This is a genomic window from Campylobacter sp. 107 (genome assembly GCF_002383835.1).
GTDB lineage: Bacteria > Campylobacterota > Campylobacteria > Campylobacterales > Campylobacteraceae > Campylobacter_D > Campylobacter_D jejuni.
Window position 1 is genome coordinate 73404 of sequence record NZ_NXBA01000049.1, and the last position, 24565, is coordinate 97968.

The 24565-nt window shown below is 29.8% G+C and carries 23 protein-coding genes and 5 pseudogenes; 14 read left to right on the forward strand and 14 right to left on the reverse strand.

Features of this window, described 5'->3' with window-relative positions; all coding sequences use genetic code 11:
• Nucleotides 1–58: 58 nt before the first annotated feature.
• The 6 genes from BGS40_RS06760 to tupB form a co-directional block, all read right to left on the reverse strand.
• On the reverse strand, nt 59–508 hold the full coding sequence (locus tag BGS40_RS06760) for a Dps family protein (protein WP_002851546.1): 450 nt from the start codon (nt 506–508) through the stop codon (nt 59–61).
• Between the two features lie 126 nt (nt 509–634).
• Nucleotides 635–1855 (reverse strand): glucose-6-phosphate isomerase, encoded by a 1221-nt coding sequence (locus BGS40_RS06765; protein ID WP_052794956.1) that lies wholly within the window; start codon nt 1853–1855, stop codon nt 635–637.
• On the reverse strand, nt 1849–2673 hold the full coding sequence (galU, locus tag BGS40_RS06770; protein WP_002825937.1) for a UTP--glucose-1-phosphate uridylyltransferase GalU: 825 nt from the start codon (nt 2671–2673) through the stop codon (nt 1849–1851). Before galU ends, BGS40_RS06765 begins: the two co-directional genes overlap by 7 nt.
• Nucleotides 2674–2754: 81 nt before the next feature.
• Complete coding sequence (acs, locus tag BGS40_RS06775; RefSeq protein WP_002851288.1) at nt 2755–4728, reverse strand: acetate--CoA ligase; 1974 nt, start codon at nt 4726–4728, stop codon at nt 2755–2757.
• Between the two features lie 138 nt (nt 4729–4866).
• A complete protein-coding gene (gene tupC, locus BGS40_RS06780) occupies nt 4867–5862 on the reverse strand; it encodes a tungstate ABC transporter ATP-binding protein TupC (protein WP_002855825.1) in 996 nt (331 codons plus the stop codon).
• A gap of 1 nt (nt 5863) precedes the next feature.
• On the reverse strand, nt 5864–6550 hold the full coding sequence (gene tupB / locus BGS40_RS06785; protein ID WP_002935655.1) for a tungstate ABC transporter permease TupB: 687 nt from the start codon (nt 6548–6550) through the stop codon (nt 5864–5866).
• A 78-nt stretch (nt 6551–6628) separates the two neighbouring features.
• Here tupB and tupA point away from each other — a divergent pair, with 78 nt between their 5' ends.
• The 4 genes from tupA (at nt 6629) to BGS40_RS06805 (ending at nt 10043) form a co-directional block, all read left to right on the forward strand.
• Nucleotides 6629–7438: a tungstate ABC transporter substrate-binding protein TupA gene (gene tupA / locus BGS40_RS06790; RefSeq protein WP_002851335.1), complete on the forward strand. Its 810-nt coding sequence runs from the start codon at nt 6629–6631 to the stop codon at nt 7436–7438.
• Nucleotides 7439–7579: 141 nt separating this feature from the next.
• Nucleotides 7580–8347 (forward strand): LamB/YcsF family protein, encoded by a 768-nt coding sequence (locus BGS40_RS06795; RefSeq protein WP_096738536.1) that lies wholly within the window; start codon nt 7580–7582, stop codon nt 8345–8347.
• A 9-nt stretch (nt 8348–8356) separates the two neighbouring features.
• Nucleotides 8357–9097, forward strand: coding sequence for a 5-oxoprolinase subunit PxpB (gene pxpB, locus BGS40_RS06800; RefSeq protein ID WP_002867874.1), 741 nt, complete (start codon nt 8357–8359; stop codon nt 9095–9097).
• Nucleotides 9078–10043: a biotin-dependent carboxyltransferase family protein gene (locus tag BGS40_RS06805; RefSeq protein WP_002858255.1), complete on the forward strand. Its 966-nt coding sequence runs from the start codon at nt 9078–9080 to the stop codon at nt 10041–10043. The genes pxpB and BGS40_RS06805 overlap by 20 nt, the downstream gene beginning before the upstream one ends.
• On the opposite strand, the gene BGS40_RS06810 is transcribed toward BGS40_RS06805, so the two are convergent.
• Together BGS40_RS06810 and BGS40_RS06815 are read right to left on the reverse strand one after the other, a co-directional pair.
• Nucleotides 10040–10936: a DMT family transporter gene (locus BGS40_RS06810; protein WP_096738537.1), complete on the reverse strand. Its 897-nt coding sequence runs from the start codon at nt 10934–10936 to the stop codon at nt 10040–10042. The two genes, BGS40_RS06805 and BGS40_RS06810, sit on opposite strands and share 4 nt — an antisense overlap.
• A 32-nt stretch (nt 10937–10968) precedes the next feature.
• Nucleotides 10969–11547: an NAD(P)H-dependent oxidoreductase gene (locus BGS40_RS06815; RefSeq protein WP_002851227.1), complete on the reverse strand. Its 579-nt coding sequence runs from the start codon at nt 11545–11547 to the stop codon at nt 10969–10971.
• Between the two features lie 98 nt (nt 11548–11645).
• On the opposite strand from BGS40_RS06815, the pseudogene rrpA reads away from it, so the two are divergent.
• Nucleotides 11646–11986 (forward strand): annotated as a pseudogene (gene rrpA, locus BGS40_RS06820) (MarR family transcription factor RrpA).
• Nucleotides 11987–12538 carry a hypothetical protein gene (locus tag BGS40_RS06825; protein WP_096738538.1) on the forward strand — a complete coding sequence of 184 codons (552 nt, stop codon included), beginning with the start codon at nt 11987–11989 and terminating at the stop codon, nt 12536–12538.
• 2 nt (nt 12539–12540) lie between these two features.
• On the opposite strand, the gene BGS40_RS06830 is transcribed toward BGS40_RS06825, so the two are convergent.
• Complete coding sequence (locus BGS40_RS06830; RefSeq protein WP_071616356.1) at nt 12541–13617, reverse strand: NAD(P)-dependent alcohol dehydrogenase; 1077 nt, start codon at nt 13615–13617, stop codon at nt 12541–12543.
• A gap of 159 nt (nt 13618–13776) precedes the next feature.
• On the opposite strand from BGS40_RS06830, the gene BGS40_RS06835 reads away from it, so the two are divergent.
• The 5 genes and pseudogenes from BGS40_RS06835 to BGS40_RS06855 all read left to right on the forward strand — a co-directional run bounded on the left by BGS40_RS06835 (nt 13777) and on the right by BGS40_RS06855 (nt 19631).
• Nucleotides 13777–14703, forward strand: coding sequence for a DNA adenine methylase (locus BGS40_RS06835; RefSeq protein WP_257841722.1), 927 nt, complete (start codon nt 13777–13779; stop codon nt 14701–14703).
• Between the two features lie 8 nt (nt 14704–14711).
• A complete protein-coding gene (locus tag BGS40_RS06840; protein ID WP_002781062.1) occupies nt 14712–16604 on the forward strand; it encodes an AlwI family type II restriction endonuclease in 1893 nt (630 codons plus the stop codon).
• Complete coding sequence (locus BGS40_RS06845; protein ID WP_002781063.1) at nt 16597–17643, forward strand: DNA adenine methylase; 1047 nt, start codon at nt 16597–16599, stop codon at nt 17641–17643. Before BGS40_RS06840 ends, BGS40_RS06845 begins: the two co-directional genes overlap by 8 nt.
• Before the next feature lie 51 nt (nt 17644–17694).
• Nucleotides 17695–17961: pseudogene (locus tag BGS40_RS09470) on the forward strand (restriction endonuclease subunit S); the annotation flags it as partial.
• A 185-nt stretch (nt 17962–18146) separates the two neighbouring features.
• Nucleotides 18147–19631 (forward strand): type I restriction-modification system subunit M, encoded by a 1485-nt coding sequence (locus BGS40_RS06855; RefSeq protein WP_096738540.1) that lies wholly within the window; start codon nt 18147–18149, stop codon nt 19629–19631.
• A gap of 77 nt (nt 19632–19708) precedes the next feature.
• Here BGS40_RS06855 and BGS40_RS06860 read toward each other — a convergent pair whose 3' ends face one another.
• The 4 genes and pseudogenes from BGS40_RS06860 to BGS40_RS06875 all read right to left on the reverse strand — a co-directional run.
• Nucleotides 19709–20464: a carboxymuconolactone decarboxylase family protein gene (locus BGS40_RS06860; RefSeq protein WP_096738541.1), complete on the reverse strand. Its 756-nt coding sequence runs from the start codon at nt 20462–20464 to the stop codon at nt 19709–19711.
• Nucleotides 20465–20570: 106 nt separating this feature from the next.
• Nucleotides 20571–20990, reverse strand: a complete 420-nt coding sequence (locus BGS40_RS06865) for a cupin domain-containing protein (protein ID WP_087693466.1) — start codon at nt 20988–20990, stop codon at nt 20571–20573.
• A 57-nt stretch (nt 20991–21047) separates the two neighbouring features.
• On the reverse strand, nt 21048–22223 hold the full coding sequence (locus BGS40_RS06870) for an MFS transporter (protein ID WP_002855517.1): 1176 nt from the start codon (nt 22221–22223) through the stop codon (nt 21048–21050).
• A gap of 175 nt (nt 22224–22398) precedes the next feature.
• Nucleotides 22399–22494: pseudogene (locus BGS40_RS06875) on the reverse strand (NAD(P)-dependent oxidoreductase); the annotation flags it as partial.
• On the opposite strand from BGS40_RS06875, the pseudogene BGS40_RS10010 reads away from it, so the two are divergent.
• Nucleotides 22484–22588 (forward strand): annotated as a pseudogene (locus BGS40_RS10010) (permease); the annotation flags it as partial. The pseudogenes BGS40_RS06875 and BGS40_RS10010 sit on opposite strands and share 11 nt — an antisense overlap.
• A 9-nt stretch (nt 22589–22597) precedes the next feature.
• Nucleotides 22598–22882: pseudogene (locus BGS40_RS06880) on the forward strand (ArsR/SmtB family transcription factor); the annotation flags it as partial.
• A gap of 45 nt (nt 22883–22927) precedes the next feature.
• On the opposite strand, the gene BGS40_RS06885 reads toward BGS40_RS06880, so the two are convergent.
• Nucleotides 22928–23359, reverse strand: a complete 432-nt coding sequence (locus tag BGS40_RS06885) for a MerR family transcriptional regulator (RefSeq protein WP_052805853.1) — start codon at nt 23357–23359, stop codon at nt 22928–22930.
• Between the two features lie 79 nt (nt 23360–23438).
• On the opposite strand from BGS40_RS06885, the gene BGS40_RS06890 reads away from it, so the two are divergent.
• The coding region (locus BGS40_RS06890) for a cache domain-containing protein (protein WP_180753107.1) at nt 23439–24565 on the forward strand (1127 nt) is incomplete at its 3' end.

The following is a 24565-nucleotide window of genomic DNA, read 5'->3' on the forward strand; positions in this document are numbered from 1 at the left end:
CCTTTAAAAAAGGATATTATAACCTAGTTTGTATAATTGGGGCATAAAGCCCCTTAAATTACATTTTGCAAGCACCTTGCAAAGTAGCGCCTATCATCCAAAGACTTTTTTCATATTTTGCGATATTTTCTTGCGCAAAAGCAGCTGTTGTGGTATCACTTTCTTTTTCTGCTGCTTCATTGAGTTTTTTAAATTCTGCTAAAAGATATTCATAATCTTGTTTGATCAGTTCTATGACTTCAAGTGGAGTAAAGCAATCTTTTGCAACTTTTGGACTTTTTGCATTTTCCATTAAAACTTTTTGGCAAGTGATAGCTTTTTCGCCAAGTTGTAAAACTCTTTCAGCACAACTATCAAAAAGTTCTGCCATTTCTTCATAAGCTTTTTCTGTGTATTCGTGTATAGAAAAAAATTGCAAACCTTTTACATTCCAGTGATAATTATGAAATTTAACCCATAGATGATGAGCATCTGCTTGCATTTGTAATAATTGTTTCGTAACTGACATGATTGACTCCTTTTTTTGATTTTTAAAATTATAACATAAAATTCTTAAATAATAATTATTATTAATTAAAAATTTTTATTATAATTTTAATTTAAAATCATTATACTCTTTTTTAATGAATTTTGATTAAGAATTTAATATATTTTTTAAGATCAACTTTCCAACTTCCACACCAGGTTGATCATAAGTGTTAATCCCTAGCATAACACCGCAAGTTGAAGTAAAAAGTTCATAATAATACATCAAATATCCCGCATGCCAAGCGTCAAGTTTTTCAAGTTCTATCACATCAACACTCAAATTTTCGGCGATTAAAGCGTGCATAGTTGCATCACATTGAGCGTTTAAAAGTTCGTGAAGATTGACTTTATTGCTTAAAGAATCTAAAAATTTAAAATGAATATCAGGGATAATAGGCGCTTTTTGAGCGTCTTTGATTTTTAAAAAAGTTACAGTTTTATTTTTAGGTCCATCCATAATGAGCTGTAAAAAACTATGCTGATCTCTTGCGCCAATGAGTGCAATAGGAGTTAAACCTATGCGTTTATAGCCTTGCTTTTTACCTAAACTTTCAGCAATAAGCTGGATATACCATTCATTAAAGCCTTTAAAAGCATCGCTATATGAAAAAAGTACATTGATATTGGCATTTTTATGCGTGCAATAATGATAAGCTTTTTGTAAAATTTCATCTTTTTTGTGAGTAAAAAAATCTTCAAAACAAGCTTTAGCTCCTTCTAAAAGAGCTTTGGCATTATAGCCACAAAAACAAAGCGGAACTATACCTACGGCTGAAAGTATGCTAAAACGACCTCCTACATTTGCAGGGATAAAAAAGCATTTAATACCTAAATTTTCACCTTCTTGATGAAGTTTTGAATCCTTATCGGTAATAAAAACAAAGTATTTTTTTAATTCTTGCATATCAAGTTTAAAATACTCAATAAGAAGTTTAAAAAGCGATACAACTTCTATAGTGCTACCTGTTTTACTGATGATTAAAAACAAACTTTCTTCAAGCTTGATTTTTTCTAAAGTCTTATTAAAAGAATGCGAGCTTGTGTTATCGAGTATAAAAAGCTCTCTTTGGTTGCTTTTTTCATTAAAAAGCATATCACGCAAGGCTTTTACACCACAACTTGAACCTCCCATTCCCACTAAAACGATATTTTTTACATACTCTTTATCTTGAATAAATTGCAAGCTCTCATCGATTAAATTTAAACTTGTGTCAATAAGATGATAATACCCTATATCTCCACTTTTTACCTCATCATTAATACGATTTGCATAAGAACTTATAGTGTGAATTTCACTTTGTTTAAAAAAAAGCGTATTGTTTAACATTTACTTTTCTCATAAAAATAATTTGTCGCCTCTACAAAGCCTTCTACACTTCCACAATCAAAACGTTTCCCTTGAAATTTATAAGCTAAAACCATACCATTGGTTGCTTGAGTTAAAAGCGCATCGGTAAGTTGAATTTCGCTATTTTTTCCTGCTTGAGTATTTTCTAAAATTCCAAAAATATCAGGAGTTAAAATATATCTTCCTATGATAGCAAGATTACTTGGAGCTTCATCAGGACTTGGTTTTTCTATCATAGAATTAACCATGATAAGATTATCTTCTACAAAATTTCCAGAAATTACTCCATAGTTTGAAACTTGTTCTTTTGGTACTTCCATCACAGCTATGATGGTGCAGCGATATTTTTCATAAATTTTTACCATTTGAGCCATAACATTTAAGCCTTCTTCATTAACACACAAATCATCAGCCAAAATTACGCCAAAAGCTTCATCGCCAACCAAAGGTCTACCTTTTAAAACCGCATCACCTAAGCCTTTCATTTGATTTTGTCTTGTAAAAGTAAAGGTACAACGATTGATTAAAGAACGAATTTCATCAAGTAAGTATTCTTTTTTTGTACCTGAAATTTGATGTTCAAGTTCATAAGAAATATCAAAATAATCCTCCAAAGCTCTTTTTCCACGCCCTGTGACAAATCCCATATTTTCCATTCCTGCTTCTAAAGCTTCATCAACTCCATAATGGATCAAAGGCTTGGTTAAGATAGGTAACATCTCTTTAGGTAAAGTTTTTGTTGCAGGTAAAAATCTCGTCCCATAACCTGCCGCAGGGAAAATACAAGTTTGAAGCATAAAAATTTCCTTTTATTTTTTTATCATTATAGCTTATTTTTATGAATTTTCATGCAACTAGGCAAAGTTCTTTTTACCTTGTTATTCAAACTCTGCCTTAGCTAATTTAACAATGGTTTCTACTACTTTAGAATCTTCAAGTGTTGAAATATCCTGTTTGATTTCTTCGCCTCTTGCTATAGTTCTTAAAATTCTTCTCATTATTTTACCACTTCTAGTTTTTGGCAAACCTGGAGTATAAAGAATTTTTTCTATTTTAGCTATAGGTCCTATTTCTACTCTTAAAATGTCATTAAGTTCTTTTAAAGTTTCTATAGCTCCGCCAAGATCACAACTGGATGCAGGACTTAAAACTACAAAAGCAAACAATGACTCGCCCTTAATCGTATCCAAAATACTCACTACAGCTGATTCTGCTACACTTGGATGTTTAGCAATAGCGCTTTCAATTTCAGCCGTTCCTATACGATGTCCTGCAACATTGACCACATCATCTGTTCTTCCTGTGATGGTAATATAACCATTTTTATCATAAAAAGCACCATCGCCACTAAAATATACAGCTTTTCCATCTTTTTTAGCTTGAGAAAAATAACTTTCTATATAGCGTTCATCATTGCCCCAAATTCCACGAATCATCGAAGGCCAAGGTTTAGTTATACAAAGCAACCCATCTTCACCTTCATCTTTTTTATTACCTTCTTCATCAATAACTTCTGCAAAAATCCCTGGCAAAGGCAAGGTGGCACAACCTGGTTTTAAAGGAGTGGCGCCTGGTAAAGGCGTGATCATATGCCCACCTGTTTCTGTTTGCCACCAAGTATCGACTATAGGACTTTTAGTTCCCCCTATTTCATCATAAAACCACTTCCAAGCACTAGGATTGATAGGCTCTCCAACCGTTCCAAGCACTTCAAGCGTACTTAAATCATATTTTCTTGGCTCATTAGGTGCATCAGCATGAAGCATTCTTATGGCAGTTGGCGAAGTGTAGAATTTGCTTATTTGATACTCTTCTATCATTCTCCACCAACGCCCAGAATTTGGATAAGTAGGAGTTCCTTCATGCATTATAGTCGTTGCTCCACATGCTAAAGGCCCATAAACTACATAAGTATGTCCTGTAATCCAACCCACATCAGCACTACACCAATAATTATCATAATCTTTAATATCAAAAACCCATTCCATAGTCATTTGTGCCCAAAGTATATATCCTGCACTTGCATGCATAACTCCTTTTGGCTTACCCGTTGATCCTGAAGTGTAAAGTAAAAACAACAAATCCTCACTATCCATAATTTCGGGTTCACACTTATAAGACTCATTTTTCACAAGTTCGTTATAAACATAGTCCCTTCCTTTAATATATTCTATAGGCTCATTATTGCGTATAACTATAAGTACTTTTTCTACACTTTCACACCCTTCACTTAAAGCCTTATCTACTGCAGGTTTTAACATATAAGGTTTGCCACGACGAAAAGCACCATCAGCCGTTACTACAAGTTTAGCTCCTGCATCTATAATTCTATCTCTTAAGGCTTCAGGAGAAAACCCTCCAAATACTACACTATGAATAGCCCCAATCCTTGCACAAGCTAACATTACTATAGCTGTTTCTGGAATCATAGGCATATAAATTACAACCCTATCGCCTTTTTTTACTCCGAATTTTTTAAGCAAATTAGCCGCCTTGCAAGTTTCATGCAATAATCTTCTATAAGTATAAACTTCATAATCCCCCATTTCACCTTCAAAAATCAAAGCAGCTTTATTGCGTCTTGTTTTCATATGACGATCAAGACATTGATAACTTACATTTAAAGTTCCACCTTCAAACCATTTATAAAATGGAGCTTTATCCTCATTTAGCACTCTTGAAAAAGGCGAAAACCACTCAATCTTCTCAAATGCTTGTCTTTTCCAAAAACCTTCAAAATCTTCCTTGGCTTCATCGCATAAATCATAGTATTCACATAAATTTTTTATACGAGCATTACGAGAAAATTCTTTACTTGGCTTAAAAAGCTCTTGATTATTTTGATTAAGCATAAAAACTCCTTATATGGTTATTTTTAAACATTATATAAGAGTTTATTTGTATGAAATACAAATTTAAAAAATAATTAAGATAAATTTTATAAAAAATGGGAATATTTGTAATATTTTATTTAAATTTTATAATGTATGTTAATTTAAGAAACATATTGCATCTTCATAAAAATAAAGACTGAGTTCTTCGTATAATTTTAAATCGAATCTTAAAAATTCTTGTTTTTCCAAGGCAAATTCTAAAATTTTATCCATACAACTTACCCTTATAAAAACATCACTTTTCCTACTTCTAAGTGCTATAATATAACATTTTTCTAAAATAAAATCATAATTATTTTTTGGAATATTTTTAGAATTAAAAAAAGAAATTTTATAAGGATCAATAGCAATTTTACTTGGAGGTTTTTTAAAATCTTTATATTTTTTACAATTACTAAAATCTATAAAATTACAAAATTTCACACCTTGATTTTCTAGTTCAAAAACATTAGTATTTTCAAATTCTAAAATTTCTCCACTGTGCAAATAAAGTTTTTTTTGCGCCAAAGAATCTAAAAAATGTTTATCATGACTTGCGATTAAAAAACCTGTATTGAAATTTTCATGCATTTTAAGAATAGCTTTTTTAAATAAAAGTGTAGTATTTTTATCCAAAAAAGCACTTGGTTCATCAAGTAAATAATACTTCGCTCTTACGCTTAAAGCTATAGCAAAAGCTATTTTTTGACTTTGTCCTGATGAAAGTTCATTAGGATGTTTACTTAAAAGACTTTCATCTAAATTTAAAAACATCAAACTTTCTTTTATGCGTTCTTCAATATCTTCTTTAATCCCATAAGTTTTTAAGGTAAATAAAAAATTTGCCCTTACACTACGATTTAACAAAATAGGCTCTGGAAAAAGCAAATAAATTTCACGCTTTTGTTTATTATTAGGTTTAAAATTTCCAAAATAAGAAATATTTTTTGAAAAATCTCCTTCTAAAAATTTTAATATTCTTAAAAATGTAGATTTTCCACTTCCATTCGCTCCCATTAAGATGCTAATTTTACTTGTATCAAGTTTTAAATTTTTGATTTTTAAAACTTCTTTGTTTTGATAGTTGAAAAAAAGATTAGAAATTTCTATCATTTTATGTTCTTTTGAGTTTGTGCGTGATGAAATTTAAACAAAAGGCAATGAGAATTAAAACCAAAGCCAAAGCTATACCGCTAGCAAATTCGCCTTTGTTTGTTTCAAGAGAAATAGCTGTGGTTATGGTTCTAGTGTCGTATTTGATATTTCCACCTACTATCATCGCTACTCCTACTTCTGCTACAATGCGTCCATAAGCTAGTGCAATGACGCTAATCAAAGCAAAGCGTAATTCATAAATCATCGTTAAAACAAGTTTTAAAGGACTTAGGTGAAAAGATTTTATAAGTAAAAAATGTTTTTTATTCATATTTTCTATCAAATTTGAAAAAAGTGCGATCACTATAGGAAGCGCTAAGATAAACTGCCCTAAAATTAAAGCCTTTATAGTAAAAAGCAGTCCAAATTCTCCCAAAGGTCCTCGACTTGAAATCAGTGCATAAAGTATAAGTCCTACTGCAACTGTTGGAAAAGAAAGGCTAGTATCTATGATAAGTTTTATAAAGCATTTGAATTTAAAATCAAAAAAACCTAAGATAAATCCCAAAGGAAAACCTATAAGCAAAGCTAAAACTATAGAAATACTTGAGCTTAAAAGTGTAGTTTTTATAGCTGAAATTACGCTTTCATCAGCATTGAAAAGTAAAAATAAAGCCTGTTTAAAACCATCAAAAATATAATCCAAAAATATCCTTTTTAAAATAAGTAATTTTAGCATAATTATGCTAAAATATTTTTTTATGTAAATTTATAAGGAAAAAAAATGAAAAAAATCATTTCTTTAGCCCTTGCTTTAGCTTTAAGTGCAAGTGCAGCAGAACTTAAAATGGCAACTACAACAAGCACTGACAATACAGGACTTTTAGATGCTCTAAAACCTCTTTATGAAAAAGAAAGTGGCAATACCTTAAAATGGGTTGCCGTAGGAACAGGTGCGGCTTTAAAAATGGGTGAAGATTGCAATGCTGATGTGCTTTTTGTGCATTCTCCAAAGGCTGAAAAAGAATTTATGAAAAAAGGCTTTGGTGTAGATAGAACTCCTGTGATGTATAATGATTTTATCATCATCGCAGATAAATCTTTAGCTTCTAAATTTAAAGGTAAAAATTTAAAAGAAAGCTTAGAACTTATCAAAAATGAAAAGCTTACTTTCATCTCAAGAGGCGATAAATCAGGCACTGACAATAAAGAAAAAAGCCTTTGGAAAAATCTTGGCGGTGTTCCTGAAAAGCAAAGCTGGTATCAACAAAGCGGACAAGGTATGTTAGCAAGCATTAAAATCGCTGAAGAAAAAAAAGGTGTGATTTTAACCGATCGTGGTACTTATATCAAATATGAAGCCAATGAAAAAGGCAAACCAAACTTAGTCATTGTAAATGAAGGCGATGATAGTCTTAAAAATTTTTATTCTGTTATAGCGACAAATCCTAAGCATTGTAAAAATGTAAATTATACAGAAGCTAGTAAATTTATCAAATGGGTAACAAGTGATAAGACTTTAAATTTCATTGCTGATTTTAAACTTCTTAATAAACCTTTATTTGTAATTGATGCAAAAACAAGAAAAGACTAAAAATTAAGCAGGTTTTAACCTGCTTAAAATATCATTTTTTACTTATTGTAACTTTTTTATTTATTTTTCAAAACTTTTAGTTTATTTAAAATTCTTCTTTAGATATAATAAAATCAATAATTAAATATACAAGGTCAAATAATGTTCAAAGTGGATTTAAATAGTGATTTAGGGGAAAGTTTTGGCGCCTATAAAATGGGAATGGATGAAGAAATTTTAAAATTTGTAAGTTCAGTAAATATCGCTTGTGGCTTTCATGCGGGTGATCCTTGTGTGATGGATGAAACCTTAAATTTAGCCAAGCAAAATGGTGTTTGCATAGGAGCACATCCATCTTATCCTGATCTTTTGGGTTTTGGAAGACGCAATATGCAAATAAGCTTTGAAGAGGCTAAAAACTATGCCTTGTATCAACTAGGAGCTTTATTTGGCTTTGCTAAGGCAAAAGGTATGAAAATACAGCATTTTAAAGCCCATGGGGCGCTTTATAATATGGCAGCTATTGATGAAAATTTAGCCTTAGCACTTTGTGAGGCAGTGGCGAGTTTTGATGAAAATATTATTTTTCTAGGGCTTAGTAATTCTGCTATGAATGAAGCAGCTAAGAAAAAGGGTTTAAGATATGCTAATGAAGTTTTTGCGGATCGTGCCTATAATGATGATGGCACTTTAATTTCAAGAAAATTAGAAGGGGCGTTAATACACGATGAAAATTTAGCTATCAAACGCGTGATAAAAATGATAAAAGAAAGCAAAGTTACAAGCATAAATGGCAAAGAAATTGATTTAAAAGCCGATAGTATTTGTGTTCATGGGGATAATGCAAAAGCTTTAGAATTTGTTAAAAAAATCAAAGAAAATTTAAAAAAAGAGCAAATTCAAATTTGTGCTTTGGAAAATTTTATATAAGTTTTAGCAATGTTTAGTGTGCATTTTAGTGGAAGTAAAGCTTTGCTTTTGCGTTTTGAGCAAGAAATTTCACCTCAAATCAATGCCTATGTTTTAAGCACAGAACAAAGGATACAAAAAGCCCTAAAAGAAGGTGAAATTTATGGTATTGATGAGTTGGTAAGTACTTATGCAAGTTTGTTGATATACTTTAATCCTTGCGTGCTTTCTTTAAATTCTTTGCTTGATTTTTTGGAAAAAATTAAAAAGGATATCAAACTTACGGAGCAAAACTCAAGTCTTTGTATAGAAGTTCCACTTTGTTATGATGAAGAATTTGGGCTGGATTTAGAATTTGTGTGCAAACACAATCAAATTTCAAAAGAAGAGCTTATATCTCTTCACACTAAACCTTATTATCTTGTTTTTATGCTAGGTTTTATGGCAGGTTTTCCTTATCTTGGAGGTTTAGATGAAAGACTTTTTACCCCACGCCTTTCAAGCCCTAGAGCAAAAATAGAAGCTGGAAGTGTAGGCATAGCTGATAAGCAAACAGGAGTTTATCCTATATCAAGCCCAGGGGGTTGGCAAATCATTGCTAGAACACCTTTGGAATTTTTTGATAAAGAAGATGAAAAAAATCCCACTCTTTTAAAAGCGGGTATGTTTTTAAAATTTAAAGCCATTTCAAAAGATGAATTTTTCGATATCCAAGAGCAAGTTGCTAAAAAAGTCTATCAAAAGGAAATTTATGAGTATAAAAATCATTGAAGCGTCTATAAATTCAAGTTTGCAAGACTTTGGTAGAAAAAAATTTGCTAAATTTGGCATAGCAAGAAGTGGAGCTATGGATGAAGATGCTTTAAGAATGGCAAATATCTTGCTTGGAAACAAACAAGATGAAGCAGGAATTGAGCTTTGTTTAAAGGGTGGAAAATACGAATTTTTAGATGAGAATTATTTTGTTTTAAGTGGAGCTGAATTTGAGGCAAAGCTTGATAATCAAAAAATCAAAACTTGCAAAGTATATCAAGCAAATAAAGGCGATATTTTAGAACTTGATTTAGCAAAAATAGGTTTTCGTGGGTATTTATGCGTAGCGGGTGGCTTTGAAGTAAAAAGTTTTTTAAACTCTAAATCCAGTGATGCTAAAATGGGAGCTGGAGTTTTTGAAGGAAGAGCTTTGCAAAAAGATGATATTTTAAATACTCATAATACTTTTATACCTTTTAATTTAGAAGCTAGAGAATGTGAAAACCCTCTTTTTAAAAGCCCTAAAGAGCCTATTATACGCGTTATTTTAGGAACAAATGAAGATGCTTTTACCCAAAAAGGCATAGAAACCTTTTTAAATACTACTTATAAAGTAGGTTTAAAAAGCGATAGAATGGCAATTTATGCAGAATCTAGTGAAAGTATAGAGCATAAAAACTCAGCAGATATCATCTCAGATCCTGCGGTTTTTGGAAGTATACAAGTGCCAAAAAGTGGTATTCCTATCATTTTAATGGCAGGAAGACAAAGCACAGGAGGCTATACAAAAATAGCCACGGTTATAGAAAATGATCTAAGCTTACTCGCACAAGCTAAATTAGGTTCTAGCTTTAAATTTCAAAGCATTAGCATGCAAGAAGCCTTAGAACTTTATAAACAAAGAGAAATGAAATTTAAAGCTATGGATCAAAAAATCAATCTTGATTTTGAAAATTTAATCTAAGCTTTTTTACCATAAATATTGATAAAATATATAGCACCTATAGCCAAGGCACAACCTAACAAGGTAAGTGCATTTGGCACCTCGTCTAGTATAAAATAACTGCAAATTAAAGCACTAGCAGGAGTGATTAAAACAAAAGAATTTGCTTTTACGCTTCCTAAAATGTGAATTCCATAATAATATATACTCGTACCTACCACCGTAGATAAAAAAGCCACCACAAAAAGATTGATCCAAAATTTAAAATCAAATTGAAAGATCTCATAACTTTTAAGATCAAACAACACCCATGAAAACATCAATAACGACATAAGGTTGATATAAAAATTAATCGCCAAAGGATGAGTCCCTTTTGCTTTATGAGTAAAAACAGCCATCAAAGCCCATATAAAAGCACAGCTTAAAAACAAAGCATTAAACTTACCCAAAAGCTCTTCCATAGAGCCTAAATTTAGCAAACAAAGCCCTGAAATCAAACCTAAAAATAAGCCTAGAATTTCACTCTTTGTGATCTTGTGAGTTGATTTTTTATTTTTTTGAAAAAATATTGCTAACATAAATATCAAATAAGAAAATATAGGAATCATAGTGGTTACTAAAACCCCTCCTTTGCCTGGCAAGCCATGCTTTATAGCGATAAAAAATACAAAGGCATAAAGCCCATTTAAAACTCCTGCTATCAATACCCATTTTAAGGCAGTTTTTTCGATTTTAAGAGGAATTTTTAAGAAGTTTAAAACAAAAAATGAACCCAATACAACAAAGAAAAAACGCCAAAAGGTAATAATAGAAGTATCCGTATAATTTACTAAAATCTTAGATGTTGGCCAAGATGAGCCCCATAAAAACATAGCAATAACAAGCAAGATATACAAATACTTTGTTCGAGTCAATGTTACACCTTGAAATTTTTAAGTCAAATTTTTTAAAAAATTTTTTTCAAGTGTAGTTCATACTCGTTTAGATATTTTTCCACTTGAGGATTTTTTACCACATCATTACACATAAAAGTTGGTAAAGCTTTCATACCTATAAATTCATGAGCCTTATGCAAATGCCAATACACCATATCTACACCCTTTCCTTCAAAAAATTCATTTTTATCATTAAAGGCTTCAAGAGGTGCATTCCAAGTGAGAGAAAACATGTATTTTTTACCATGATCTAAACCACCTTTTCCGTAGTTTTTACTAGGATTTTCATGAGTTCTTCCATCATTTTTAAAAAGCACTCCAGCACCCAAACCAAACACTTCATCGATATATTTTTTAACTATCCAAGGCTCGCCCATCCACCAAGCTGGCATTTGATAGATCACAGCATCAGCTTTTATAAATTTTTGTATCTCTTCTTTAGGATCATATCCTTGATCTATGTGAGTTTGATCTACTTCGTATCCTAATGTTTTTAAAATTTCCAAAGCATGATTATGCAATGTCAAATTAAGTTGTCCTTTTGAATTTCCAAATTCTTTAGCGCCATTAAGTAAGAGTATATTTTTCATTTTTATCCTTTTTTAAATTTATGATACAATTATAACTTAGCATAATATCATTTTCAATACAGAAAATAAAGTAATATACTATACTAAAGGAATGTTAAATGACTAAAGAGAATTCTCCGTGCAATTTCGAAGAATGTGGATTTAACTATACTCTAGCATTAATTAATGGAAAATATAAATGAGTATTTTATACTGCTTATTTCGCTATGAAATCGTACGTTATAATGAACTCAAACGCTTTTTAAGCTCCATATCTTTTAAAACTTTAACCAATACCTTAAGAGAACTAGAAAACGATGGTTTGATTATCAGAAAAGAATACGCTCAAATTCCACCCAAGGTAGAATATAGCTTATCCAAACGTGGACAAAGTTTAATTCCTATCTTACAAGCAATGTGCGATTGGGAAGAAGAAAATAAAAAATTACAAGGAAAATAAATGATAAAAACTATAAAAATTTTAGCATTTTTAGCCATTTTTGCATTTGCTTTAAGTATTGCTTTATGCTTTTATTTATTTTTTGATTATTTTATAGAAGAAAGAAATATTATTATTTTGACATTGATTTTTATAAGTATGATTTGTGGAATTTTACTCTATTTTTTAAATATTATTTTGCTTTCTTTCAAGCTTAAAAGCATAAGCTTTGCTTTAATTTTTTTAGGATTTTTATTTTGTGTTTTAGCAAGTTTTGGTTTTTATCAATGTTATATAGAATATAATAATTTTTTATTTTCACAAACAAAAGGAAAATTAGCATTTTATTTTTGTGCATTTTTTACCACTCTTGCTTTTATTTTAGGCTATTTTCATTTTAAAACAATGGTTAAAATTAGTTCTTGGAACGAGTTTTTATTTGTATATAAATTTTTTATGGTGGCTTTGATTGTAAGTTATTTTAACGCCTTTTTTGGCTTTTTTATGTTGGGCGCTAGTGCGATTTTGCTTTTCATTTCTTGGTATAATTTCAAGACTCTTAAAGAGTCTTGAATTTACTCATCTCTCATATCAATGACATAGCGAAATTTAGCCTTTCCTGAGGTTAGATTTTCATAAGCTTTGTCGATATCTTTTGAAGTGATGAGTTCAGTTTCTGGATAAATTTCATGTTTTAAAGAAAAATCAAGCATTTCTTGAGTTTCTGCGATCCCGCCGATTAGCGAACCATAGACTTTTTTACCCGCTTTATGTACAAAGGTTATCACGCTGATACTTGGAGCAACTTCGTGAGGTGGCAAACCCACTATCGCCATTTCACCGCCAAATTTAAGCAAATCCATATAAGCACTAGGATCATAAGGAGTTGGGATGGTAGAGATGATAAGATCAAAGCGTTCTTTTACAGCATTTTTATCTGTGCTTGTATAAAAAGAACTCACGCCCATAGCCAAAGCATCGGCTTTTTTGTTTTCATTTCTAGCAAAAACGCTAACCTTTGCACCCATTTTAACAGCATATTTAACCGCCATCATACCAAGTCCGCCAAATCCCGCTACTGCTACGCTTGAGCCTTCTTTGATATTTGAAAATTTAAGCGGAGAATAAGTGGTAATTCCTGCACAAAGCAAAGGCGCGACTTTTTCCATCGGTGCATCTTTTGGCACACAAACGGCAAATTTTTCACTTACAACTATGTTGTTTGAGTAGCCCCCATAAGTGTTTTCATTGCCATGAAATACATCACAACTATTGTAAGTAAAGATGGTTTTGCCATTTTCGCAAAACTGCTCTTGTGAGCGTTTGCAAGCATCGCACTCACCGCATGAATTTACCATACAACCAACCCCTGCGTAATCTCCTACTTTAAATTTACTCACATTTTTACCCACAGCGATAACTTCTCCTGCTATCTCATGCCCAGGCACGCAAGGATAAGTAGCTTCTCCCCACTCGCTTCTTGCGGTGTGAATATCGCTATGACAAATGCCTGCATATAGGATTTTAATCAAAATATCATTATCGCCAATAGCATGGCGGCTAAATTCAAAGGGTGTGAATTTCGCATCCTTGCTAAGCATTGCATAGCCTTTACTTGCAATGCGATTGTTTTCTAAAATTTTGTATTGCATTTTTGCTCCTTTTTTGGTTTTTTATAATTATAAAACATTAGAGTAGCTATAAGTCAAGATAAAATATAGAAAAAGTGATAAAAAATAAGTCTTTAATACGACTATCAACATTTGTGCTATATAATAACAAAAACTAAAAAAGGGTAGTATTTGACTTATGTGAAAGGTTCGTTTGAGTGTCATGTATATAAAATGGATTTTATAAATCCTCCATTTAACTATACCGGCTCAAAATTTAAACTATTACGAAGCATTTTACCACTGTTTCCCAAAACTATAAATACAATTATCGACCTTTTTTGTGGTGGTGGGAGTGTTGGAATTAATATCAATGCTAAAAAAATTATTCTCAATGACAAACAAAGCGAACTTATTGATATTTTTAGACTCTTTCAAAAACAAAACTATGAGAATCTTTTAGATTCTATTTTTTTTATTATAGATAAATTCAATCTCTCAAAGAGTGATATTCTAGGCTATAAATATTATAATTGCAATAGCGCCAATGGGCTATCAAGCTATAATAAAGCTGGATTTGCCAAGCTAAAAGAATCTTATAATAAAAATAAAAATCAGCTCGAACTTTTTGTATTGCTTATTTTTAGCTTTAATAATCAAATGCGATTTAATTCTAAAGGGGATTTCAATCTTCCTTGTGGTAAAAGGGATTTTAATAAAAATATGCAAGAAAAATTAAAAAAATTTATAAATGCATTGCAAAATAAAAATATAGAATTTAGCTCTTTGGATTTTGTTGATTTTGATATTTCAAACATTAAGTGTGATGATTTTGTATATATTGATCCACCTTATTTGTTAAGTTGTGCAAGTTATAATGAAAATGGATTATGGAGTGAGAGTATAGAACTTATGTTATATGATTTTATGCAAAAACTAGATTCTAAAAATATCAAATTTGCATTCTCTAATGTGCTTTTTCATAAGGGAGTAGATCATACACTGCTTCAAAAATGGCTAGATTCTAATCCGCATCTAAAAGTGCATAATTTGGACTTTCATTATAAAAACTGCAACTATCAAACCAAGAGAACAGAATCTAAAGAAGTGTTAATTACAAATTATTGAGTTAAAAAATGGATATAAAATATAGTTATTTTGGCAATACAAGCAATAGAGTAAAAAATTTGCTTTATAATTTTGAAACACAACTTATCTTATTTGATGATCTTTTTAAAAATGCTTCTAAAAATGATGTTTGGAGTAATGATTCGGAGTTGCAGATTCGTTATTTAGAACTTTTAGAACAACATAATCTTTTAAAATCAAAAAATAAAACTACACATCTTGGCACAAAAGACGCTAGGGTTAAATCAGCTCCACTTGAAAATTATGGACTTATCAAAAGAAAAGAAAAGCTAATTACAGAACAAGGATATGAACTTTTAAGCTTAATAGAAAATCAAAGCTACAAAGAAATAAACGATTTTCTACAAATTGATTTAATCTCACTATTTTTTCTTAAATCTAGTTTCTTGTTTCAAAAAGATAATGTAAAAGACTTATTTTTAAAATATATAAAAGTTTTTCGTTATTTTAATGGCTCATTAAGCAGAGATATTTTTTATTTACTACCACTTATTGATAATTTTAAAAATATAGAATCTTTTTGTGAGTGTGCCAAAAATGGAAATATGATTAATGAAATTTTAGATAATAATCAAAAATTTAAAGATGATTTAGAGGCTTTTTTAAAAGATTTGCAAGAAGATGTTATAGATATAAAATATTTCATAACAGCAAAGGGGGATCAAAGCGCAAAGAATATTGTCGAAGCACTTAAGGTCTTTTTAGATTTTAGACAAAGAAAAGACAAGGCTATTTTAAGTAACTTTTTAAAATCAAAAGATACAAAATATAAACGCTTTAAAGAACTTTATTTAGGCTATATCTGTTATAAAATAAAAATAGATGACAAAATCGAGCAATTATCACATTTTTGTGAAGGTGATATTTTAGACTTTGGCAAGAGGTTTTTTAGATTTATTGCCACAAGCAAAATACAATCGAACTTAGATGATTATTTAGATTTAAATAAGAGACATTTAAGACTCACAGGCATTTTTGATTTTAGTGATGATTGTGTAAGTGTTAGCATTATTTTTAAGATTATTTTAAAGCATTCTAAAAGCGAAGTCATTTTAAACACAATAGCACAAAATACTATTTCAAAAGATATGCTAAGCAATTATTTTAATGATAATGAAATGAAGCTTTTACTAAAAGAATTTGATATTATAACCCTGCAAGATTTAAGCAATTATAAAACAAATTTAGATAATCAAAAATTAGATATTTTGCTAAAAGAGAGATTCTCAAAGGATAAAATTTGTGAGATATTACCCCTTTTTAATGACAGAAAAAATGATGAAAAAATCTTTAATTTGGTAACTACAGAAGCCACTATACCTACTATTTTTGAATATATTATTGCGATTGCTTGGTGCTATATCGATAATTTTAATAAGAATAGAATCTTAGAAGCTGGATTAAGTCTAGATTCTGAAATGTTGCCAAAAAGTCATGCGGTAGGTGGTAATGCAGATTTTATATATCATTACAAAGACCATTCTTTAATGATAGAAGTAACTTTAACAGAAAAAACAAATCAAAGAAGAGCAGAAATGGAGAGTGTTTCAAGGCATCTAGGGAATTTATTACTAAGCTTGGAAACCAAAGTGCAAGCCCAAAGCTATGGTATTTTTATTGCTCCATATTTAGATAAAAATGTATTAAATGATTTTAGAAGTAGGCTTACATGTTATTATGAAAATAATACAAGCTTTATTTATGGAATGAAAATTCTACCTTTAAGCGTAGATGATTTAAAAATAATTTTAGAAACAAACCACACTTATGATAAGTTATTAGAGTATTTTTATAGTCTTTTGGGTAGTAAAAATACTTGGGGAAGCAAATGGTATAACAATGAAATAGCTCCTTTTATAAAAGGTTTAATTAATGTTTAACATTTCATCGCGTCGTTATACAGGCGCCAAAACCAAGCTTTTAGACTCTATAGATTACACTTTGAAGCAAGGCTTTGATTACACAAAATATAATGATTTAAGCTTTTTTGATGTCTTTGGTGGTACTGGAGTTGTGGGTGAATATTTTTTAAAAAATCCATATTTCAATCATTTTATAATTAATGATTTTTTACATTCAAACTATGTAATTTATCAAGGATTTTTTAAGCAAGAAGCTTTTAGTAAAGACACATTGGAAAAGCTAGTTAATGCTTTTAACGCAATAGATTCTAAAGAGCAAAATTATTATTCTTTAAATTTTGGAGATAAGTTTTTTAGCTTAAAAGATTCCATAAAAATAGGCACAATACGAGAAGAAATAGAAAATTTAAAAGAGAGTAAAAAAATAAACACAAAAGAGTATTATATTTTACTTTCAAGCCTTTTATATAGTCTTGATAAAGTAGCAAACACAGTGGGACATTATGATGCCTATCGTAAAAATATAGCATTAAAAGATAAATTTATTTTTGAGCTTATCCGACCAATTACTACAAAATCTAAAGTAGAAATTTTTAAAGAAGATTCAAATAAGCTTGTTAAAGATTTTATCAAAGAAAAAAGAAAAATAGATGTAGCTTTCATTGATCCACCTTACAACTCAAGGCAATATAGCAGATTTTATCATTTGCTAGAAACCATTACGCTCAATGACAAACCGAAACTTTATGGCATAACCCTAAAAAGAGAACCTGAAAATATGAGTGAATATTGTAAAGTAGGGGCAGAATCTGTATTTCGTGAGCTATGTGAGGATTTAAGCAAGATCGCAAGATTTTTTGTAGTAACTTACAACAATACAAATAGTGCAAATGTAAGAAGTAATACAAAAATAAGCCTAGAAACTATTCAAGCAATTTTAGAATCTTTTGGTAAACCTATTTCCTATAAGATCCCATACAAAGCTTTTAATAGTGGGAAGACAAATTTTAAAAACCATATGGAATATATTTTTGTTTGCAAGATTTTTAATTTTTAATCCATTTTTACTTTTTTTATATAATAATGATAAAATATTAAATCCTTAAAAAATTTTCTTTTTTATTTTCTATTTTTTCTAAGAGATAAAATCATCAAAGATTCTTTCGGCGGAGCTCAACCTAACATAAGTCAAACCTATATAAAAAATTTACAAATCCCCCTACCCTCACTCAAAAAGCAAGAAACAATCACAAAACATTTAGATTTTATCTTTGAAAAGGCAAAGGCTTTAAAAGAGCTTTATACCAAAGAACTAAAAGATTATGAAGAGCTTAAGCAATCCTTGCTTAATAAAGCTTTTAAGGGAGAATTATAATGTTAAAAAATTTGCCAAATTTTAACACATTGGCTTGATATGTTAAAAATTTTTGATTTTTTTAACATATTGCAGTTTAAAAATATAAATCGCAACTACCGAGGAAATCTCGGTAATTCAAAAACAAAAATAAAAAATAAAACTAGACTTTGACAAAACTATTTTAAAAGCTTTAAAGGGAGAAAATGCAAAACAAAATCGATAAAATCACAGATATTCTAAGAAGAGATGATGGCATAAGTGGTGCTATGCACTATACAGAGCAGATTGGCTGGATACTTTTTTTAAAATTTTTAGATGATTATGAGACAAATTTAAAAGATTTAGCGTTTTTAGATGGCAAAGATTATAAAAGCATTTTGCAAGAAAAATTTAGCTGGAGTGTTTGGGCAGCGCCTAAAAAAGATGGCAAACTTGATGTAAAAAATGCTTTAAGTGGATCGGATTTGCTTGAATTCGTAAATAAAGAGCTTTTTCCTTATCTTAAAAATTTTAAAAATAATGATGATTTTAAAAGTATAGAGTATAAAATCGGTGGAATTTTTGAATTTATAGACAATCGCATAGCAAATGGACATACTTTAAGAGAAGTGATAAATATCATTGATGAGATTAGTTTTAATAAAGAAGATGAAGTATTTGCCTTAGGTGAAGTTTATGAAAAACTTTTAAAAGATATGGGTAGCGATGGTGGAAATAGTGGAGAATTTTACACCCCTCGTCCTTTGATAAAGACTATGGTGGAAGTAATAGATCCTAAACCAAAAGAAAGAATTTATGATCCTTCTTGTGGTAGTTGTGGATTTTTAGTTGAGAGTTTTTTACATATTTTATATAAAGACAGAACCAAAGGCGAAAAAGCAAATTTAAGCGTAGAAGAGCTTGAATTTTTAAAAAATGATGCTCTTTTTGGCAAAGAAAAAACTCCGCTTAGCTATGCAATGGGCGTTATGAATATGATATTACATGAAATTTCAAGTCCAAATATCATAAAAACAAACACTTTAAGTAAAAAAATTACAGATATAACAGAAAAAGATAAATACGAAGTAATACTTGCAAATCCACCTTTTGGAGGTAAAGAAAAAGAACAAATTCAAGAAAATTTTCCTATAAAATCAAACGCTACTGAACTTTTGTTTTTACAACACATTTTAAAATCTTTAAAAAACAACGGAAGATGTGCGATCATCGTGCCTGAAGGTGTGCTTTTTCAAAATTCAAATGCCTTTATGAGTGTAAAAAAAGATTTACTAGATGATTTTAATTTAGAATGCGTTTTGAGTTTGCCAAGTGGGGTATTTTTGCCTTATAGTGCTGTTAAGACTAATGTGCTTTTTTTCTCTAAAGGTAAAAAATGTATTTGTGAAGGCGATGAAGTTTATTACTACGAACTTATACCGCCTTATAAACTTACTAAAAATAAGCCTTTAGAATACGCACATTTTAAAGAATTTCTAAAATGCTACAAAGAAAGAAAAATCACTGCTAATTCTTGGCTTGTTAGCAAAAAAGAGCTTGAAGAAAGAAACTATGATCTAAGTGCTAAAAATCCAAATGTAAAAGAAGAAAAAATCCTAAGAACTAGCGAAGAGATTTTAAATTCTTTAGAAGAAAATCTAAAAACACAACAAAAATATTTAAATGAGCTTAAAAGCATACTAAAATGATTGCGAGTTTTTTGATAAAAACTAATTTACAAATAACTTCTAAGCTCAATTTACAATAAATATTCATTGCTTGCATTCTACTTTTTAATATCATCAAGCAAATTTAGGGCATTTAAAGCTTTTGGATAACCGATATATGGAATAAGAGCTGCAATGATATTTAGCAAATCTTTTCTACTTTGCCCCATGTTAAGATTGCCTTGTATGTGAGCTTTTACTTGATTGTCTAGCCCACCAAGTGAGATAAGATATACAAGGGTTAAAAGCTCTCTAGTTTTTAGATCAAGTCCCATGCGTGTATAGTAGTCTCCAAAACAATTCGCACTCAAAAAATCATTTATAAAAGCTTTATCTTCTGGTGTAGTTTCTATCATTTTAGTGATATTGGCTTCACTAAAAATAGCATTTTGTATTTCCCTACCTTTTATTTTGCGATTTTCTTGCGTAGTAGTACCTTGTGGAGTTAAAACTAAGGCGATATTTAGTTTTTTAAACACTTTATTGCAAAGGCTTAAAAAATCACATACTCTAGCAAAACCCACATAAGGGGTAGCTTGATAAATCACTTCTTTAATGACAATAGGACTTATATCGTTCTTGATTGCACCTTGAAGTAAAGCTTTAAACCCTATTTTTCCACCTACTGCTAAAGTAGAAGCAAGAGTGATTAAAAAATATTTTTGTGTATCCAAATTTGCTTTTATAAAGCTCTCATCAAAAGTAAAATTTATATGATTGATAAAATACTCTTTATCACTTGCAAAAAGTTGATCCTTTTTTGCTCCTCCTAAGAGTTTTTCAAAAATTTCTCTTGCTTTTTGTCTTAATTGCATGGTTTTATCCTTTGTGGTTTTTAAAATTTGTGAAAAAAGAGCATTTAAAATACTCCAAAAACATAAAAGTTTTTATAAAATTTTTGTGTTTTATTTACAAATTTCTTTACTCTCTTGCTTCTTTTAAGGCATTTTCATATTCTTCATCGCTTACAAGCTCAAGCCATTCTACATTTTTACCTTCTTTTTCGCCTGTAAGTGCTATGTGTGCTCCTCTACTTGTATTAGTTGCACCATGAAAATGCTTTACTCCTATAGGACAGCTTATCACATCGCCTTTTTTAGCTATAAAGGCTTTTTGTCCTGGAACTTTTGTGATGATTTCGCCCTCTGTTACGATTAAGGTTTGTCCTTGAGGATGAGTATGCCATGCACTTCTAGCACTGGCTTCAAATTCAACCAAAGCCCCACTAAAATTTCTCCACTCATTTGATTTAAACATCATAGAAACTTTTACATTTTTGCTAAAAAATTTACTATCGCCTTTAAAACTTCCATGAATTCCTGCTTTTTCTAATTCTTGCATTTTACCTCCTTTTTTAGTATTATAAAACATGAGAGCTACTCTAAGTCAAGTAAAAATTTAAAATCTTAATTTCATTTTTTCTATCCTACTTCTTACAAAAATCATGATAATTCCTAAAATCAACAAAACAATAGTATTTACGATAATATAACGCGTATCACTCAAAGAAATCACAAGTCCACAAATAGCAGTTCCGGTGCTTAATCCTATATTGGCCACGCTTATAAAAAGTCCATTGCTAAAATTAGCAGCCTTTGGAAAGGGATAACTTATCATAAAATGCGTGCCGTTATTCATCACACCTGCTAAAATTCCTAATATAAAGGCAAATATTATAAGTATAATTTCACTATAAAAACTAAAAAGTAAAATATAAAATCCTATCATAATTAAAGGTGTTAAAATCAAAGTAAAATTTGCGTTTTTAACAAGGGTCTTTCCGGCTATATAATTGCCTATAATATTTGAAAAACCATAAATAGCCAATACAATACTAATTAAAGTAAAATTCATCTTTCCTACACTATGTAAGAAATCAGAAAAATAAGAGTAAAAACCCCAAATTCCAGCATTTATACAAATAACACAAAGTATGCTAATCCATAAAAGCGGGTATCTTAAAATAAGCAATTGTTTGCTTATTTTTACAGAATTTACTTTTTTAAAATCAGGAACAAAAAATAAAGTTGCTATAAAAGATAAGGTATTTAAAAATACAAAAAATAACATTGCCATTTTAAAACTAAAATTTCCACCAAAATAACTAGTCATAGGTACACCCAAAACCATTCCAGCACTAACTGCTGCAAAAATCTTAGCTGTAGCTTTTGGAATTTCTTTCTTATCTTCGACCAAATTTGTAACCATACTTAGAGCAAGAGCTATATAAATAGGATGAAAAAAAGCAGGAATAGCTCTTAAAATAAGCAATTGCCAAAATTCACCCACAAAAGCGGAAGTTAACGAGCTTAAGATAAACACAGCTAAACAAATAAGCATAAGTTTTTTAGGATTGAAATTTGCACAAAGTAGCGGGACAATAGGGGCGCAAAAAGTTATCACGAGTGCAAAAATACTCACACACCAACCCGCATCTGAAATACTTACACTGAAATTTTGAGAAACAATAGGAATTATACCCATCATCCCTAGTTCTGTGCTCAAAATCCCAAATACCCCTAAACAAAATACTAGAATAATTTGAGCATTTGAAGCTTTATTTAAATTTTTCATTTTATCCTTTCAATTAATATTTTTAAAAGTATAAAAGATGAGAGTAGGTCTAAGTCAATAACCTAAAATAAAAATATTTATCTATATTAAATAAAATCTTTAGAAAAATCTAAAACTTCAAAATAAGCATTTAAAAGAAATAAAAGATGCCTTAAAAGCATAAGGCATCTTTTATTTATAGGCTTATTACTCCAATGTGTGTATTTTTATCGCAAGAATTAAGCACTATGTCTATCATAGCACTAGCATAATCACTATAGCTTATTTTACTCAAACAAATGTTTAAAATAAAATTTTTATTTTTATTGGTTATGATTATTTTAGGCGTGGCTATATCTTTTGGAATTTTTATTAATTTAATTTAAGGAAATAAAATGCAAAAATTTTTAACCATTATTTCAGCAATCAATGATGAAAGTAGGATTTTGATTTTGTATCATCTTTTAAAATACAAAGAACTTTGTGTTTGTGATTTACAAGAACTTTTAAACATGGGTCAATCAAGACTTTCAAGACATTTAAAAATTTTAAAAGATGCAGGTTTTTTGTATGTAAGGCGTCAAGGAACTTGGGCGTATTATGGGATTAATAATGAGCTTTTAAAACTGCATTTAGATCTTTTTGAAAATATCAAAAATTTAGAACTTAAAAATGCTATTAAAAAAATGAAAATATTATTACCCAAATTTGGCCTTAATATAAAATCAACCCTTAAACTTATGCAATTTATCACAAGGTTGATAGTCCTTGCTTTCTGGATTAAACCCATCGACTTCATTTGCAAGCATTTCTTCATAAATTTTTATCTTTTTGCTTAAAACTTTTTCACTTTCTTTTAATGTTTTAATCTGGTTTTGTAATTTTTTCTTTGTTTGCTTTAACATCTCTTGTCTCTCTTTGGCAGTTTTTATACCCAAAGAGCAAAGTTTTATATAATGTTTGACTTGTTCTATTGGCATACCTGAAATTCTAAGCCATTCTATCCATTTTGCCCATTCTATATCGCTTTTTGAAAAATATTTCACACTATTTTCATCTTTTTGAACAAAAGGAAACAAACCTTTTTTAGCCCAAAATCTTAAAGTATGAGCACTAATTTTTGTTTCTTTTTCTACTTCTTTTATAGTATAAGCCATATTTACTCCTTATTTAAGATAAAAATAAAAATTTATTTTATTTTTTTTGTGATAAAATAATAGCCAAATTATTAGTTTTATACTAAAAATAACAAAAATTAAAAGGAAAATAATGAATAGTATTAAAATCAAACTTTCTCTCATTGCAAATTTAATTGCAATTTTTGCCTTAATTGTTCTAGGTATTGTAAGTTTTTATTTTACAAAAACCTCACTACATGAAAGCGCTCTTAAAAATCAAACTGATCTACTTAAAGTCACACAGTCTACCGTTGAAGATTTCCGTTCCACAAATCAATCTTTTACTAGAGCTTTAGAAAAAGATATCGCGAACTTACCTTATCAATCTTTAATCACTGAAGAAAATATTATTAACAATGTTGGTCCAATATTGAAATATTATCGTCATAGTATAAATGCACTAAATGTTTATTTAGGTTTAAACAATGGAAAAGTTTTACTTAGTCAAAAATCTAATGATGCAAAAATGCCTGAATTACGTGATGATTTAGATATAAAGACAAAAGATTGGTATCAAGAAGCTTTAAAAACAAATGATATTTTTGTTACACCAGCATATTTAGATACAAATTTAAAACAATATGTAATAACGTATTCTAAAGCTATTTATAAAGATGGCAAAATCATAGGAGTACTGGGTGTCGATATACCATCAGAAGATTTGCAAAATTTAGTTGCAAAAACTCCTGGAAATACTTTTTTATTTGATCAAAAAAATAAAATATTTGCAGCAACCAATAAAGAATTATTAAATCCATCCATTGATCATTCTCCTGTTCTAAATGCATATAAAACACATGGAGACTATAACTTTTTTACTTATGGATTAGACGGCAAAGAAAGACTTGGAACTTGTACTAAAGTCTTTGCTTATACAGCTTGTATTACCGAAAGCGCTGATATTATAAATAAACCTATTCATAAAGCTGCATTTATTCAAGCCATTGTTGTCATTATTGTAGTAGTATTTAGTGTAATTCTCCTTTATTTCATCGTATCAAAATACCTCTCCCCACTTGCAGCTATCCAAACAGGTTTAACTTCATTCTTTGATTTTATCAACCATAAAACAAAAAATGTTTCTACTATAGAAGTAAAAAGCAATGATGAATTTGGACAAATCTCAAATGCTATCAATGAAAACATTCTTGCTACTAAAAGAGGTTTAGAACAAGACAATCAAGC

What these genes read in the sequence shown, in the direction of transcription:
- BGS40_RS06760 (WP_002851546.1), bottom strand. Translation starts at nt 508, where the DNA reads ATGTCAGTTACGAAACAATTATTACAAATGCAAGCAGATGCTCATCAT.
- BGS40_RS06765 (WP_052794956.1), bottom strand. Translation starts at nt 1,855, where the DNA reads ATGTTAAACAATACGCTTTTTTTTAAACAAAGTGAAATTCACACTATA.
- galU (WP_002825937.1), bottom strand. Translation starts at nt 2,673, where the DNA reads ATGCTTCAAACTTGTATTTTCCCTGCGGCAGGTTATGGGACGAGATTT.
- acs (WP_002851288.1), bottom strand. Translation starts at nt 4,728, where the DNA reads ATGCTTAATCAAAATAATCAAGAGCTTTTTAAGCCAAGTAAAGAATTT.
- tupC (WP_002855825.1), bottom strand. Translation starts at nt 5,862, where the DNA reads ATGATAGAAATTTCTAATCTTTTTTTCAACTATCAAAACAAAGAAGTT.
- tupA (WP_002851335.1), top strand. Translation starts at nt 6,629, where the DNA reads ATGAAAAAAATCATTTCTTTAGCCCTTGCTTTAGCTTTAAGTGCAAGT.
- BGS40_RS06795 (WP_096738536.1), top strand. Translation starts at nt 7,580, where the DNA reads ATGTTCAAAGTGGATTTAAATAGTGATTTAGGGGAAAGTTTTGGCGCC.
- pxpB (WP_002867874.1), top strand. Translation starts at nt 8,357, where the DNA reads ATGTTTAGTGTGCATTTTAGTGGAAGTAAAGCTTTGCTTTTGCGTTTT.
- BGS40_RS06805 (WP_002858255.1), top strand. Translation starts at nt 9,078, where the DNA reads ATGAGTATAAAAATCATTGAAGCGTCTATAAATTCAAGTTTGCAAGAC.
- BGS40_RS06815 (WP_002851227.1), bottom strand. Translation starts at nt 11,547, where the DNA reads ATGAAAAATATACTCTTACTTAATGGCGCTAAAGAATTTGGAAATTCA.
- BGS40_RS06825 (WP_096738538.1), top strand. Translation starts at nt 11,987, where the DNA reads ATGATAAAAACTATAAAAATTTTAGCATTTTTAGCCATTTTTGCATTT.
- BGS40_RS06830 (WP_071616356.1), bottom strand. Translation starts at nt 13,617, where the DNA reads ATGCAATACAAAATTTTAGAAAACAATCGCATTGCAAGTAAAGGCTAT.
- BGS40_RS06840 (WP_002781062.1), top strand. Translation starts at nt 14,712, where the DNA reads ATGGATATAAAATATAGTTATTTTGGCAATACAAGCAATAGAGTAAAA.
- BGS40_RS06845 (WP_002781063.1), top strand. Translation starts at nt 16,597, where the DNA reads ATGTTTAACATTTCATCGCGTCGTTATACAGGCGCCAAAACCAAGCTT.
- BGS40_RS06855 (WP_096738540.1), top strand. Translation starts at nt 18,147, where the DNA reads ATGCAAAACAAAATCGATAAAATCACAGATATTCTAAGAAGAGATGAT.
- BGS40_RS06860 (WP_096738541.1), bottom strand. Translation starts at nt 20,464, where the DNA reads ATGCAATTAAGACAAAAAGCAAGAGAAATTTTTGAAAAACTCTTAGGA.
- BGS40_RS06865 (WP_087693466.1), bottom strand. Translation starts at nt 20,990, where the DNA reads ATGCAAGAATTAGAAAAAGCAGGAATTCATGGAAGTTTTAAAGGCGAT.
- BGS40_RS06870 (WP_002855517.1), bottom strand. Translation starts at nt 22,223, where the DNA reads ATGAAAAATTTAAATAAAGCTTCAAATGCTCAAATTATTCTAGTATTT.
- BGS40_RS06885 (WP_052805853.1), bottom strand. Translation starts at nt 23,359, where the DNA reads ATGGCTTATACTATAAAAGAAGTAGAAAAAGAAACAAAAATTAGTGCT.